Source organism: Roseateles sp. GW835-FHT13E02, assembly GCF_058794035.1.
Genome location: NZ_JBXAGJ010000014.1, coordinates 43047 through 57132, shown reverse-complemented (window position 1 = coordinate 57132; position 14086 = coordinate 43047). Strand labels below are relative to the sequence as shown.

Annotated in this window: 11 protein-coding genes; all 11 read right to left on the bottom strand. The window is 64.9% G+C overall.

The window, feature by feature from the left end; all coding sequences use genetic code 11:
- Positions 1–2: 2 nt before the first annotated feature.
- Positions 3–401, bottom strand: coding sequence for an integration host factor subunit alpha (locus tag AC1Q6P_RS14840; protein WP_492664715.1), 399 nt, complete (start codon positions 399–401; stop codon positions 3–5).
- A gap of 34 nt (positions 402–435) precedes the next feature.
- Positions 436–2862 carry a phenylalanine--tRNA ligase subunit beta gene (gene pheT, locus AC1Q6P_RS14835; RefSeq protein WP_492664716.1) on the bottom strand — a complete coding sequence of 809 codons (2427 nt, stop codon included), beginning with the start codon at positions 2860–2862 and terminating at the stop codon, positions 436–438.
- 60 nt (positions 2863–2922) lie between these two features.
- Positions 2923–3960, bottom strand: a complete 1038-nt coding sequence (gene pheS / locus AC1Q6P_RS14830) for a phenylalanine--tRNA ligase subunit alpha (protein WP_102766473.1) — start codon at positions 3958–3960, stop codon at positions 2923–2925.
- 160 nt (positions 3961–4120) lie between these two features.
- Entirely contained in the window at positions 4121–4477 is a 357-nt protein-coding gene (rplT, locus tag AC1Q6P_RS14825; RefSeq protein ID WP_102766472.1) for a 50S ribosomal protein L20, read from the bottom strand.
- A 23-nt stretch (positions 4478–4500) separates the two neighbouring features.
- Positions 4501–4704, bottom strand: a complete 204-nt coding sequence (gene rpmI, locus AC1Q6P_RS14820; RefSeq protein ID WP_102766471.1) for a 50S ribosomal protein L35 — start codon at positions 4702–4704, stop codon at positions 4501–4503.
- A gap of 293 nt (positions 4705–4997) precedes the next feature.
- A complete protein-coding gene (gene infC, locus AC1Q6P_RS14815) occupies positions 4998–5543 on the bottom strand; it encodes a translation initiation factor IF-3 (protein WP_102766470.1) in 546 nt (181 codons plus the stop codon).
- A 71-nt stretch (positions 5544–5614) separates the two neighbouring features.
- Positions 5615–7534, bottom strand: coding sequence for a threonine--tRNA ligase (thrS, locus tag AC1Q6P_RS14810; protein WP_492664717.1), 1920 nt, complete (start codon positions 7532–7534; stop codon positions 5615–5617).
- Positions 7535–7764: 230 nt separating this feature from the next.
- Positions 7765–8067 carry a glycine zipper 2TM domain-containing protein gene (locus AC1Q6P_RS14805; RefSeq protein ID WP_171826978.1) on the bottom strand — a complete coding sequence of 101 codons (303 nt, stop codon included), beginning with the start codon at positions 8065–8067 and terminating at the stop codon, positions 7765–7767.
- 113 nt (positions 8068–8180) lie between these two features.
- A complete protein-coding gene (locus AC1Q6P_RS14800; protein ID WP_492664718.1) occupies positions 8181–9272 on the bottom strand; it encodes a phospholipase in 1092 nt (363 codons plus the stop codon).
- 19 nt (positions 9273–9291) lie between these two features.
- Complete coding sequence (locus AC1Q6P_RS14795) at positions 9292–11511, bottom strand: TonB-dependent receptor plug domain-containing protein (RefSeq protein ID WP_492664719.1); 2220 nt, start codon at positions 11509–11511, stop codon at positions 9292–9294.
- A gap of 152 nt (positions 11512–11663) precedes the next feature.
- Positions 11664–14021 carry a Tex family protein gene (locus AC1Q6P_RS14790; RefSeq protein WP_492664720.1) on the bottom strand — a complete coding sequence of 786 codons (2358 nt, stop codon included), beginning with the start codon at positions 14019–14021 and terminating at the stop codon, positions 11664–11666.
- Positions 14022–14086: the final 65 nt, after the last annotated feature.

Here is a 14086-nt window from a genome sequence, read left to right as displayed (position 1 = left end):
CTCTACTCGAAGTCATCTTCCCCGCCTACCTCGCCCTGGACCACGTCCTTGAGCTTGTGGCTGGCATGGAAAGTGACCACATCGCGGGCCTTGATAGGGATGGCTTCACCCGTGCGCGGGTTGCGGCCCGGGCGCGGCGCCTTGCGGCGGATGTTGAAATTGCCAAAACCGGACAGCTTCACATCCTGCCCGCGCACCAAAGTGCTGTGGATGATGTCGAAAAAGGCCTCAACCATGTCCTTGGACTCGCGCTTGTTCAGGCCCAGCTTGTCGAACAGCAGTTCGGCCAGCTCGGCCTTGGTCAAGGTCGGGGTCTCAAGCGTGGGCAGCAGAACGCGGGCCGCGGCGATCAGAGCCTGATCGCCGAGCGCGTCATCGTCCCGGGTGTCGTGTGCAGTCATCAGCGTCTTGCCTTGCTTGCAGTGGTTGCGGCACTCAGCCGCGCAGGCGGGCGCCCAGTTGTTCAGCCAGTGCTGCCACCACAGCCGACACCGTCTGCTCGATGCGCTCGTCGGTCAAGGTGGCCTCGTCGTCCAGCAGCTCCAAGCGCACGGCCATGCTGCGCTCGCCTTCCTTCAGCTCGGCATTGGCTTGCGTGGGCTTGAAGACGTCGAACAAACGGGCCGAACGGATCAGGCCGGTGTGGGCGCTGGCAATGGTCTGCATCAGCGCATCGTGGCTGACCTGTTCGCCGACGATGACGGCCAGGTCGCGCAGCACCGACTGCTGGCGCGGGATCGCCTGTGCCGCCGGCAGCTGGCGCTCCAGCACGGCCGGCAGGTCCAGCTCGAACAGCACCGGCGCGCTGGGCAGCTCGTAGCCCTGGCGCCACTTGGGGTGCAGCTCGCCGATCACGCCGATGTCACGGCCATCCAGTTCGACGCGGGCGCTGCGGCCCGGGTGCAGGGCCGGATGTTGGGCCGGCTTGAACTGCAGCTGGCGCGGCGCAAACAAGGCCTCCAGATCGCCCTTCACATCGAAGAAGTCGACCTGGCGATCGCGCTGACTCCACTGCGGCTGGTCGGCCGGGCCGAAGGCCAGACCCGCCAGGCGCATGGGCTGGGCCACGCCGGCGATGCTGCTGTCGCTCTCCTGCACCGAGGCGTCGCGCAGGAACACACGGCCGATCTCGAAGAGGCGCACGCGGCTGGCACGGCGGCTCAGGTTGTGGCGCAGGGCCTGGATCAAGCTGCCGATCAGGCTGCTGCGCATCACGGCCAGGGGTGCGGCGATGGGGTTGAGCAGCTGGATCGGGTGGCTGTTGCCGGCGAGCTCGGCCTCCCAGCGGGCTTCCACGAAGCTGAAGTTGATGGTCTCGAAATAGTCCCGAGCTGCCACGGCATGGCGCAGCGCATGGATGGCGCGGCGCGATTCCGAGGCCACCTTGGCCACCACCGGCGCCAGCGGCGGGGTGTTGGGCAGGCTGGGGTAGCCCTGCACGCGGATGATTTCCTCGATCAGGTCTTCCTCGATCTGCAGGTCGAAGCGCCAACTCGGCGGCGTCACGGTCAGCACGCCCGGCGCTTCGCTGAACTGCAGGCCCAGCCGGCTGAAAACGCGCGCGCAGTCTTCCTGCGTGACCGACATGCCGATCACCTTGGCGGCGCGGGCGACGCGCAGGGCCACCGGCTTGCGCTCGGGCAAGGCGCTGATCTGGTCGTCCAGGGGGCCGGCTTCGCCGCCGCAGATCTCGAGAATCAGCTGGGTGATGCGCTCGATGTGCAGGGCCGTGTCGGCCGGGTCCACACCGCGTTCGAAGCGGTGACCGGCATCGGTCGAGAAGTTGTAGCGGCGCGAACGGCCGGCCACGGCCTTGGGCCACCAGAAGGCGGCCTCGACGTAGACGTTGCGGGTGTCGTCCGACACGGCGGTGGCGTCGCCGCCCATGATGCCGGCCAGAGACTCCGGCGCCGAGGCATCGGCCACCACGCCCACGGTCTCGTCCAGCTCGACGGTGTTGCCATTGAGCAGCTTGAGGCTCTCGCCCTTCTTGGCCCAGCGGATCACCAGCTCACGGTCAATCTTGTCGAGGTCGAAGATGTGCGAGGGGCGGCCCAGCTCGAACATCACGTAGTTGGAGATGTCCACCAGGGGCGCGACGCTGCGCTGGCCGCAACGGGCCAGACGGTCCACCATCCAGGCAGGGGTCTTGGCCTGCGTGTTGACACCACGCACGATGCGACCGGAGAAGCGGCCGCAGAGATCGGCGGCCTCGATGCGCACCGGCAGCTTGGCATCGTGCTGCGGCTGCACCGGGCTGATGGCCGGTGCCTGCAGCGGCGTGCCAGTCAGCGCGGACACCTCACGAGCGACGCCGTACACGCTCAGGCAATGCGCCAGATTGGGCGTCAGCTTGAGGGTAAAAAGGGTGTCGTCCAGGTTCAGATGCTCGCGGATGTTCTGGCCGACGGGTGCACCCGCGTCCAACTCGAGCAGACCACCATGCTCCTCGCTGAGCTTGAGCTCACGCGCCGAGCACAGCATGCCGAAGCTCTCCACGCCGCGCAGCTTGCCCACGCCGATCTTGAAAGCCTTGCCGTCTTCACCCGGCGGCAGCTCAGCGCCCACGGTAGCCAGCGGCACCTTGATGCCGACGCGTGCATTGGGTGCTCCACAGACGATCTGCAGAGGCTCACCGTTATTGAACGCCGCACCGGCATTGACCTTGCAGACGCGCAGCTTGTCGGCGTTCGGGTGCTGCTCGGCCTCCAGGATCTCGGCGACCACGATGCCATGGAATGGCGGCGCCACCGGGCGCAGCTCTTCAACTTCCAGGCCCGACATGGTCAGCAGGTCGGCCAGCTCTTGCGTATTCAGCGGCGGGTTGCAGAAAGACCGCAGCCAGGATTCAGGGAATTGCATGTGAAATCTCTTCTTCTCTGCTCTCTCGAGCGTGTTCTGGTGGATGGCGGCGCGCGGGGCTTACTTGAACTGGCTCAAGAAGCGCAGATCGCCATCAAAGAACAGGCGCAGATCATTCACGCCGTAGCGCAACATGGCCAGGCGGTCGATGCCCGAGCCGAAGGCGAAACCGATGTAGCGCTCGGGGTCCAGACCCATATTGCGGATCACCTGCGGATGCACCTGGCCGGAGCCCGAGACCTCGAGCCATCGTCCTTTCAGCGGACCCGAGCCGAACATGATGTCGATCTCGGCGCTGGGCTCGGTGAAGGGGAAATAGCTGGGGCGGAAACGCAGCTCCAGCTGATCAGTTTCGAAGAAGGAGGTGATGAAGTTCAGGTAGACCGACTTCAGGTCCTTGAAGCTGATGTTCTCGCCCACCCACAGGCCTTCGACCTGGTGGAACATGGGCGAGTGGGTGGCATCGCTGTCGACACGGTAGGTGCGGCCCGGCGCGATCACGCGGATCTCGGGCATGGGCTGGCCGGCGTCGATCAGGGCCTTGTGTTTCTTGACATGCTGAACCGCGTAGCGGATCTGCATGGGGCTGGTGTGGGTGCGCAGCACATGGCCACCTTCGATGTAGAAGGTGTCGTGCATGGAGCGGGCCGGGTGGTCCTCCGGCGTGTTCAGCGCGGTGAAGTTGAACCAGTCGTTCTCGATCTCGGGGCCGTCGGCCACATCGAAACCCATGGAGCCGAAGATGGACTCGATGCGCTCCATCGCGCGGGTGATGGGGTGCAGGCCGCCGGTGCCACGGGCACGGCCGGGCAGGCTCACATCGAGCGCCTCGGCCTTCAGTTGCAACTCCAGTTCCGCATCGGCCAGAGCCTGACGGCGCGCCGTCAGCGCGGCCTCGATGCCGGACTTCAGCACATTGATCTCGGCACCGCGGGCCTTCTTTTCCTCGACCGGCAAAGCGGCCAGGCTCTTGAGCAACTCGGTCACACGACCGGACTTGCCCAGAAAACGCGCCTTGGCGTTCTCGAGGTCGGCGGGAGTGGCGGCGGCGGCGAATTCGCCTTGGGCCGTCTGCAGCAGTTGATCAAGCTCGTTCATCGCGGTGCCAGTCGGGCGGACTGTCAGAAAAATTCGGGCAACAAATAAAAAAGGCCGACACCCTGGTGTCGGCCTCGAGGGTGCTCACCCCGACCGGCCTGGTAACCCAGGGGCCGGGGCTGCCGCCACCACAAGCCAAGGCTTGCAGCTGAGGGGGCAATTAAGCGAGAGCGGCCTTCACCTTGGCGAAGATGCTGGCAAAACCAGCAGGATCGTTGACAGCCAGATCAGCCAGAACCTTGCGGTCGATGTCGATCTGAGCCTTCTTCAGGCCAGCCACAAACTTGCTGTATGTCAGGCCCAGACCGCGGCTTGCTGCGTTGATACGAGCAATCCACAGGGCACGGAACACACGCTTCTTGGCGCGACGGTCACGGTAGGCGTATTGGCCTGCCTTCATCACCGCCTGTTTGGCGATGCGGAAGACATTCTTACGACGACCACGGAAACCCTTGGCCAGAGCCAAGACCTTCTTGTGACGGGCTCGGGCGGTAACACCACGTTTAACGCGAGGCATAGTATTTCTCCTTCAGAAGTCGATCAGAGGCCAGCGAAGGGCAACATTTGAGCCATGTGGCCCATGTTGGTTTCGTGCACGGCCGCAGAGCCACGCAGGTGGCGCTTGTTCTTCGTGGACTTCTTCGTGAGGATGTGGCGCTTGAACGCCTGACCGCGCTTGACGGTACCGCCCGGGCGGACGCGGAAGCGCTTCTTGGCGCTGCTCTTGGTCTTCATTTTGGGCATTTGAGTGCTCCTTTTAAGTGCGTCCCTGAAGGCGGTCACGGGCCTCGTGACACTTGCCAGCCCCCAGGAGACTAATAAGCCCGCCGACGACCAAATCAGCGGGCCAGACTTTGTGCAAGCGATCTCTTCAGACCGCTTGTCAAACCGTTTCTAAGTTGTTGGCCTGCTCATGCAAAGATCCGCTCTCGATGCGCAAACTCAAACAACATCATCAATTGAAAACGGGCCACGGCCCGCTTTCAATTGCGCCCCTTGCGAGGCGACAGGGCCCGCCTTGCCGCGGGCCTGGGTGATCAGCGCTTTTTCGGCGCCAGCACCATGATCATCTGCCGGCCTTCCAGCTTGGGCATGTTTTCCACCACGGCCACATCCGACAGTTCATCGCGGATGCGCTCCAGCAAGCGCATGCCGATGTCCTGGTGGGTGATTTCACGACCGCGGTAGCGCAGCGTGACCTTGCCCTTGTCACCATCCTCGGCGATGAAGCGGCGCAGATTGCGCATCTTGATCTGGTAGTCACCTTCGTCCGTACCCGGGCGGAACTTGACTTCCTTGATTTCGATGACCTTCTGCTTGGACTTCGCCTCGGCAGCGCGCTTTTGCTCGATGTACTTGAACTTGCCGTAGTCCATCAGGCGGCACACAGGCGGCGTCGCGGTGGCGGAGATTTCGACAACGTCCACATCCAGTTCGCCTGCCATGCGCAGGGCTTCGTGGATGCTCACAATTCCGAGCGGCTCGTTATCAGGCCCGTTGAGACGGACTTCAGGAGCCATGATTTCGCGATTCAGCCGATGCTTACGCTCAGGAATGGCTCGACGGTCAGCAAATGTAGCGATGGTGCATACCCTTCAACGAGCCTCAAGGCGGGAGGCTCAAACAAAGCAAAAGCGCGCCGGTCTGACAGCCGTCAGACCTTGTTGGCGATGTCCTGGGTGACCTTCGCAATGAAGTCATTCAGGGGCATCACACCCAAGTCTTGGTTGCCACGGGCGCGCACCGCAACAGCTCCGTTTGCCTTTTCCTTGTCACCGACGACGAGGATGTACGGAACCTTTTGCAAAGAATGCTCGCGGATTTTATACGTGATTTTCTCGTTCCGCAAATCGGACTGGACTCTAAGCCCTTGTTTTTGCAGCGATTTCACGATTTCAGCGACGTAATCGGCCTGCGCATCGGTGATATTGGCCACCACCACCTGGGTTGGCGCCAGCCAGGCAGGCAAGGCGCCCGCGTGCTGTTCGATCAGGATGCCGATGAAGCGCTCCAGGCTGCCGACGATGGCACGGTGCAGCATCACGGGGCGGTGGCGCGAGCCATCTTCACCGACGAACTCCGCATCCAGACGCTCGGGCAGATTCGGGTCAACCTGGATGGTGCCGCACTGCCAGGGCCGGCCCAGCGCATCCTTCAGCGTGTATTCGATCTTGGGGCCGTAGAAGGCACCCTCGCCCGGCAGATACTCGAACTCGCAGCCCGAAGCACGCAGGCCTTCGGCCAGCGCCGCCTCGGCCTTGTCCCAGCTTTCATCGCTGCCGATGCGTTGCTCGGGGCGGGTGGAGAGCTTGTAGATGATGTTGCTGAAGCCGAAGTCCTTGTAGACCTTTTGCAACAAGGTGGTGAAGGCCATCACTTCGCCCTGAATCATGTCCTCGGTGCAGAAGATGTGCCCGTCGTCTTGCGTGAAGCCACGCACGCGCATGATGCCGTGCAGGCCACCCGTCGGCTCGTTGCGATGGCATTGGCCGAACTCACCGTAGCGCAGTGGCAGATCTCGGTAGCTCTTGATGCCTTGCTTGTAGATCAGGATGTGACCCGGGCAGTTCATCGGCTTGAGCGCGTAGTCGCGCTTTTCCGATTCGGTCGTGAACATGTTTTCGCGGTACTTGTCCCAGTGGCCGGTCTTCTCCCACAGACCCTTGTCCAAGATTTGCGGGCCCTTAACCTCCAGATAGCCGTTCTCGCGGTAGACGCGGCGCATGTACTGCTCCACCTCCTGCCAGACCGTCCAGCCCTTGGGGTGCCAGAACACCGTGCCCGGCGAATGCTCGTCGATGTGGAACAGGTCCAGCTCGCGACCGAGCTTGCGGTGGTCGCGCTTCTCGGCCTCTTCCAGCAGCATCAGGTACTTTTGCAGATCGTCCTTGCTGGCCCAGGCCGTGCCGTAGATGCGCTGCAATTGTTCGTTACGGTGATCCCCGCGCCAGTAGGCACCGGCGACCTTCATCAGCTTGAAGTGCTTGAGCTTGCCGGTGGAGGGCACATGCGGGCCGCGGCACAGGTCGGTGAACTTGCCTTCGGCATAGAGCGACACGGCCTGGTCGGCCGGGATGCTCTCGATGATCTCGGCCTTGTAGGCCTCGCCGATGCTCTTGAAATAGGCCACGGCCTCATCACGCGGCAGCACCGAGCGGGTGACCTTCTCGTCCTTCTTGGCCAGCTCGCTCATCTTCGACTCGATGGCCGCCAGGTCTTCGGGCGTGAAAGGGCGCTTGTAGCTGAAGTCGTAGTAGAAGCCGTTCTCGATCACCGGGCCGATGGTGACCTGCGCCTCGGGGAACAGCTCCTTGACGGCATAAGCCAGCAAGTGGGCGGTCGAGTGACGGATCACCTCCAGCCCATCGGCATCCTTGTCGGTGATGATGGCCAGCTGCGTGTCGGCCTCGATCAGGTGGCTGGTGTCGACCAGCTGCGCTGCCTCGCCCTGCCCCACGCGGCCGGCCAGGGCGGCCTTGGCCAGGCCGGTGCCGATGGAAGCGGCCACCTCGGCCACGGTCACGGCCTGGGGAAACTCACGTTTGGAACCGTCCGGCAATTGAATCGAGATCATCTGAGCTGCTCCGAAAAAACGGTGGCCGGAAAAAGGTGGCCAGAAAACAAAAAAGCGCGGCTGTTGGAGCCGCGCTTTTCTTGGGGTGCTGCGCTGGTGGCAGCTGAGTAAGGACGTGTGAAAGCCGCGGCCGACTAAACCTGTGAAGAGGTGGTCGTAGTTCGCGGTGTCATAACCATCGTGCCTTTCTCGCCCTTGTTCGTTGAAGAGAGCCCGATTGTAGCCCCGCTTCAGCGACGGCGCTGTGACCGTTCGATCTGGTGGCCGATGACTGCACCGGCCACAGCACCCACGGCCGTGCCCAAAGCGGGATCGCCATCACGCGCCAGCTCATGACCAATCACCCCTCCCACCACGCCTCCCGTCACCAGGCCGACGCCACGCGCCGGGCCGTATCCGCGCCCGTCGTAGCCATGATGCCGGTGATGGTGCCCGTGGCGCGGCGGCAGCACGATGCAGGCACTCAGGCTGAATGCCAGCCCCAGCACGAGCGCGCTGCGCAACATCGGACGAAACACAAAGCGAGGCGACATATGAATCTCTCCAGATGGATTGAGTTCACTTGCAACGCCGACAGCACGAGCGCGGTTGGCCACGCTTGCGAATGCTTACATGTCCAAGGTCTTTGGACAGGCTGATCTCAACCTCACAGCGGCAGCGCCTGCACGCTGGGCGCGGCGCAGGCGGCGGCAAACTCGTCACGCAGGCGCTGGCTCTCAGCAATGGCCTGCAACCAGACGCGCGCGCGACCCGCCGCATCGTCGCCGAAGTGCTGGAAGTCGGCCCGGTCCGGCAGCTTGGCGCGCGGCAGGCTGCGCACCCAATCGGGGTGGGGCGCCAAGACCACCACATTGTCGAGAAAGGGCGTCGCGCCATGGCGGCGCTTCCAGGCTTTGTCCAGCCAGCCCGGCACCACCTGGCGCTGGAAATGCGGGTACAGCACCAGGCCTTCGCCCGCCATGGCGGCGTAGTTCAGGTGCAAGTGGTAGTCGGTGATGCCGCCGTCCCAGTACGCGCCACGCGGCGCGCCGGGGATGTCTTGCACGGCTTTGAGCCAGAAGGGAATCGAGCAGCTGGCCAGCAAGCTGGGCTGGAAGTTGCGCGCCTCGAGCGCCACCTGCTGGCTGCGGAAGTCCTGCAGCGGCACCGGCAGCGGCGTGCGCGCATCCGAGAACAGCACCCGCTCCAGCCAGCGCCCCAGGGCCGGCCGCGCCAGCGCATTGGCCGCGAAAGCGCCGGCGTAGCCCAGCGGTGTGCGCAAGCGCCCTTCCCGCCCCAGCAGCAAGCCACGGCCGCGCGAGGTCAGGATGTGCAGGCGCCAGCGCGGATGGCTGAGCACGGCCGCCTCGCGCCCGCCAAAGACTTCATCGAGCTTGGCCGCAAACGCGGCCGACACCGAGGCGGCGCTGGGCGGTTTGCCCGGCTCGCTGTCGTAGTGCTGGTGCACATACTCGTGGGACAGGCGGGCGAACTCGGCCTGCGTGGCGGCCGCGTCGGCGCTGAGGCAGGCCGTGGCCATGCGCCAGGCGCCGATGGAGGCACCGATCAGGTGCACCTCCTGCGTGCTGCGCAGCAGCCAGTCGCCAAAGATGAACTGATCCAGCGGCCCCAGGATCAAGCCTTTGGGGCCACCGGCCGCGGCCGGCACCACGCGCACATCCTCGGGCCGCAAGCCCCGCTCGGCCAGGCGCGCGCGGGCCCGCGGGCCGGCGAAGATCTGCAGCGCTGGGGCGCTCATCGGCCGCACAACTCCTGCATCAGAGCTTCATCTCCAGATTGATGCCGAAGAAGCTGCGGCCCTTGCGCAGACTGCCGCTGCCCTCGCCGTTGCTGAGCAGGGTCTGCGACTGGGCATCCAGCGGCGCCAGATTGTTGGCGGACACGCGCATGGACAAGGTCTTGCTAAAGGTCCACTGGGCAAACATGTCCAGCGCACGCGAGCGCGACTGCTCGACCGTCTGGCTCAGGGTCTGCTGGGTGGCATAGCCCGGGGTGTAGGCCAGGCTGGCGCCCGTGACCAGAGGCAGATCGCTGAAGCGGTAGTCAAAGCCGAGATTGCCGGACCAGGGCTGCTGGCCGTCCAGGCGGTTGTTGGGGCCGGGCAGCGCGTCGACCTTGGACTTGTAGTAGCTCAGCGAGGCACGCAGATTGAGCGCGGTCTTGGCATCGAACCATTGCGGCATCAGCTCACCGGCGCGGCCCTTGATTTCCAGCTCCAGGCCGGTGGTCTGGGCGCGCGAGAAATTGGTCGGGCGCGAGACATAGCGCGGCACGCTGGCCCAGGCCACGGTCGACAGGCTGGTGTCATTGCGAATCAGATCATTGACCTTGCGATGGAACACACCCACGCTGACCATACCCCCGCCGGTCAGGTATTTCTCGTAGGCCACGTCCAGGCCGGTGGCCAGCTCGGGCTTGAGCAAGGGGTTGCCTTCACGGTCTGGCGAGACTTTGGTATTGGGCTTGTCGGTGTTGGTGGACAGGCTGCTCAGGCTGGGGCGGGCCAGCAAGGCATTGAGATCCGGCGCCTTGTAGCTGCGCGTCAGGCTGGCGCGGATCAGGTCTTTGCCCTTGGGGTCGAACTTGTAGTTCAGGTGCCAGAGGGGGGTCAGCACGGTGCTGGTGTTGCGTACCGGAGCGGCCAAGCCTCGGCTCTCGGTGATGATGCGCTCGCTGCGCAGGCCCAGATAGGTGGACCATTGCGGCGACAGCTCCCATTCGTCCTGCACAAACAAGGCCTGGCGGGTGATGCGGGCGCCAAAAGGCTGGCCGTCGAAATCGGGCAGTTGGAGCTTGTCGCCTTCGGTGATGGTGCGGTCTTCCTCGCGGCGGCGCCATTCCAGATCCCAACCCACGGTCAGGCTGTGGTCCTCACCCAGCAGCTGGCCAAACTTGCCGGCCTGGGTGAAACCGCGATCGGTGTTGTCGCCGACCGCGCGGCGCAGCTGATTGGCGGGCAGATAGGTCTGGTTGTCGAAGGTGCCGCGCGAGCGCTGCACGCCGGCCTTGAGCTCCAGCTTTTGCTCGTCGTTGAAGCGCTTGGACCAGACGGCATTGCCGCGCAGGTTCTGCCAGGTGCCGTGATTCAGGCTGTCGTCATCAAGCACGGCAGCGCCGTTGCTGGACACGGTGTCGTAGCTGTTGCGGTTGTTCCAGAAGCCTTTTTGCAAAAAGGCCTGCAAGGTCAGCGTCTCTTCATCGCTGATCTTCCAGTTCAGGCGCGGCGCCGAGTTGAAGCCATGGCCCCAGTTGGCCTGCTCGCCCTGCTGCACGCTGCTGGAAGGCTTGCCATCGCTGCCCAGCATTTGGCGGTTGTTGGTGACATCGTTCTGGCCGCGCCACTGGAAAAAGGACAACGGCACCGACACGGCGGCCGAGCCGATCTTCTCGCCCAGGGTGAAAGTGGCCGAGGGCGTGGGGCGCACGGCGTTGTAGCCCAGACCCAAGCGCAGATCGCGCTGCGAGATGCGCGGCGCGTCTTTCAGGATGATGTTGATGGCGCCGGCCACGGCCTGGGCGCTCTGGTCGGCGGTGGGTGCCTTGGTCACTTCGATGCGCTCGACCTGCGAAGGGCTGAGCTGGCTCATGTCGAAGCCCGGAGGCGCCGGATCGCCGTTGATCAGAATCAGGGTGTAGCCCGAACCGAGGCCGCGCATGCGCGGCGCACCGCCCTGCATGTTCACACCAGGCAGGCGCTTGAGCACATCGGCCACATTGGTGTCACCGAACTTGTCCATCTCCTCGCGGCCGTAGACCTGCTTGGCCACCGGCGATTTGCGGCGCAGATCGGTGTCGCTCTGGGGGCGTGAGGTCAGCTCCACACGCTCCAGCTTGTTGCCCACGGCCGGGCGGTTGTCGCCCAGGCCGGGCACCCCGTCCTGCGCATGGGCGCCGAGGTGGACAAGCGACAGGGCCGAACCGGCCAGCAGCACGCGGCAGGCCAGGTTCACGGAAGTGCGGGGCAGACAACGGTTCAAGCGAGGCTCCAAAACAATCCAGGACAACAAGGCGCGCAGCTTAGCGAGCGCTGCGCGCCGCGTCTGCCGGCTGGCGACCAATCGCGGCTTGCGGGGGCTGATCTGCGGCGGCAGCGCGCCAATGGCGACGCGGCCGCCCTGGATCGCCGGGCTCAGCCCTGTTTCTTGAACTTGGCAAACGCCGCCGCCATGGCACCGCCGGCGGCCGGCTCGGGTGCCCGGGGGCCGGCAAAACCGCCGCGAGCCGCGCCGCCACCGGCCCGCTCCTGGCGGCCGGCCGGACGGAAGCTGTTGTCAGCCTTGGCGCCGCCGCGCTGCACCGGTGCGTCCAGCTTCATGGTCAGGGAGATGCGCTTGCGGGCCAGGTCCACCTCCAGCACCCGCACCTTGACGATGTCGCCGGTCTTGACCACCTCGCGGGCGTCGGTCACGAACTTGTTGGACAGCTGGCTCACATGAACCAGGCCGTCCTGGTGCACACCCAGGTCCACAAAAGCGCCGAACTGGGCGACGTTGGACACCGTGCCCTCGAGCACCATGCCCTCGACCAGGTCCTTGATGTCGTCCACGCCTTCGTTGAAGCGGGCCACTTTGAAGTCCGGGCGCGGGTCGCGGCCGGGCTTTTCCAGCTCGGCCAGGATGTCCTTGACCGTGATGGCGCCGAATTTCTCGTCGGCAAAAGCCTCAGGCTTCAGCGCGCGGATGACATCGCTCTTGCCCATGACCTCGGCCGCCGGCTTGTTGACGGCCTTGAGGATGCGCTCCACCACCGGGTAGGTTTCGGGGTGCACGCCCGAGAAGTCCAGCGGGTTGTCGCCGTCACGGATGCGCAAGAAGCCGGCCGATTGCTCGAAAGTCTTGGGGCCCAGGCCGGCCACGTCGAGCAATTGCTTGCGGCTCTTGAAAGCGCCATTGGCATCGCGCCAGCGCACGATGGACGCGGCCACGGTGCTGGACAGGCCCGACACGCGCGACAGCAGCGGGGCCGAGGCGGTGTTCAGGTCCACGCCCACCGAGTTCACGCAGTCTTCCACCACCGCATCCAGGGTCTTGGCCATGGCGCTCTGGTTGACATCGTGCTGGTACTGGCCCACGCCGATGCTCTTGGGGTCGATCTTGACCAGCTCGGCCAGCGGGTCCTGCAGGCGGCGGGCGATGGACACCGCGCCGCGCAGGGTCACGTCCAGATCGGGCAGTTCCTTGGAGGCGAACTCGGAGGCCGAATAGATCGAGGCGCCGGCCTCGCTGACCACCACCTTGTCGATCTGGGTGCCGGGGGCCAGCTGCTGGATGCGCTTGATCAGGTCACCGGCCAGCTTGTCGGTTTCGCGGCTGGCCGTGCCATTGCCGATGGCGATCAGGTTGACGCCATGGGTGGCGCAGAGGCGACCCAGGGTGTGTAGGGCGCCTTCCCAGTCCTTGCGCGGCTCGTGCGGAAACACGGCGCAGGTGTCCAGCACCCGGCCGGTGTCGCTGACCACGGCCACCTTGACGCCGGTGCGGATGCCCGGGTCCAGGCCCATGACCACACGCTTGCCAGCCGGCGCGGCCAGCAGCAGATCGCGCAGGTTCTCGGCGAACACCTTGATGGCCACGGCCTCGGCATCTTCGCGCAGGCGGGCGAACAGATCGCGCTCCAGGCTCATGGAGAGCTTGACCTTCCAGGTCCATGAGATGGTCTTGCGAATCAGGGCGTCGCCCGGGCGAGTGCCCATGGTCCAGCCCAGATGGCGGGCGATGCGGCCTTCAGCCAGGCCGGGTTGGCCGGCCACCACTTCTTCGTCCAGCGCCAGCTTGGCGTCCAGGATCTCTTGCGTGCGGCCGCGGAACACAGCCAGCGCACGGTGCGAAGGCACGGTCTTGATCGGCTCGTCGTAATCGAAATAGTCGCGGAACTTGGCGACATCGGGGTTGTTCTCGTCCTTGCCGTCCATCAGCTTGGACTTGAACAAGCCCTCCTCCCACAGCCACTCGCGCAGCTTGCCGATCAGCACGGCATCCTCGGCCCAGCGCTCGGACAGCAGGTCGCGCACGCCGTCCAGCACCGCAAAGGCATCGGCAAAGCCGGCGTCGGCGTTGATGAAGGCCGCAGCTTCCGCCATCGGGTCCAGGCCGGGGTCGGCAAACAGCTTGTCAGCCAGGGGCTCCAGGCCGGCTTCGCGGGCGATCATGCCCTTGGTGCGGCGCTTTTGCTTGTAGGGCAGGTAGAGGTCTTCCAGCTCCTGCTTGGTCGGCGCGGCCAGGATGGCGGCCTGCAGCTCGGGCGTGAGCTTGCCTTGCTCCTCGATGCTCTTGAGCACGGCGGCGCGGCGGTCTTCCAGCTCGCGCAGATAGGCCAGGCGGGCCTCGATCTCGCGCAGCTGGCTGTCGTCCAGCCCGTCGGTCACTTCCTTGCGGTAGCGGGCGATGAAGGGCACGGTGGCGCCGCCATCAAGCAGCTCCACGGCGGCGTTGATCTGGGCCGGGCGAACGCTCAGTTCGGCGGCAATTTGAAGCAGGATCTTGTCCAAAACGTCGGCGAGGCAGTCAAAACAGGAAGCGGCGGAGTGTGCCACAGGGGCGTTTCGAGCCCCGG

Bases quoted from the DNA above. Each gene is read 5' to 3' on its own strand.
- AC1Q6P_RS14840 (WP_492664715.1), bottom strand. From the start codon at position 401: ATGACTGCACACGACACCCGGGACGATGACGCGCTCGGCGATCAGGCT.
- pheT (WP_492664716.1), bottom strand. From the start codon at position 2,862: ATGCAATTCCCTGAATCCTGGCTGCGGTCTTTCTGCAACCCGCCGCTG.
- pheS (WP_102766473.1), bottom strand. From the start codon at position 3,960: ATGAACGAGCTTGATCAACTGCTGCAGACGGCCCAAGGCGAATTCGCC.
- rplT (WP_102766472.1), bottom strand. From the start codon at position 4,477: ATGCCTCGCGTTAAACGTGGTGTTACCGCCCGAGCCCGTCACAAGAAG.
- rpmI (WP_102766471.1), bottom strand. From the start codon at position 4,704: ATGCCCAAAATGAAGACCAAGAGCAGCGCCAAGAAGCGCTTCCGCGTC.
- thrS (WP_492664717.1), bottom strand. From the start codon at position 7,534: ATGATCTCGATTCAATTGCCGGACGGTTCCAAACGTGAGTTTCCCCAG.
- AC1Q6P_RS14805 (WP_171826978.1), bottom strand. From the start codon at position 8,067: ATGTCGCCTCGCTTTGTGTTTCGTCCGATGTTGCGCAGCGCGCTCGTG.
- AC1Q6P_RS14800 (WP_492664718.1), bottom strand. From the start codon at position 9,272: ATGAGCGCCCCAGCGCTGCAGATCTTCGCCGGCCCGCGGGCCCGCGCG.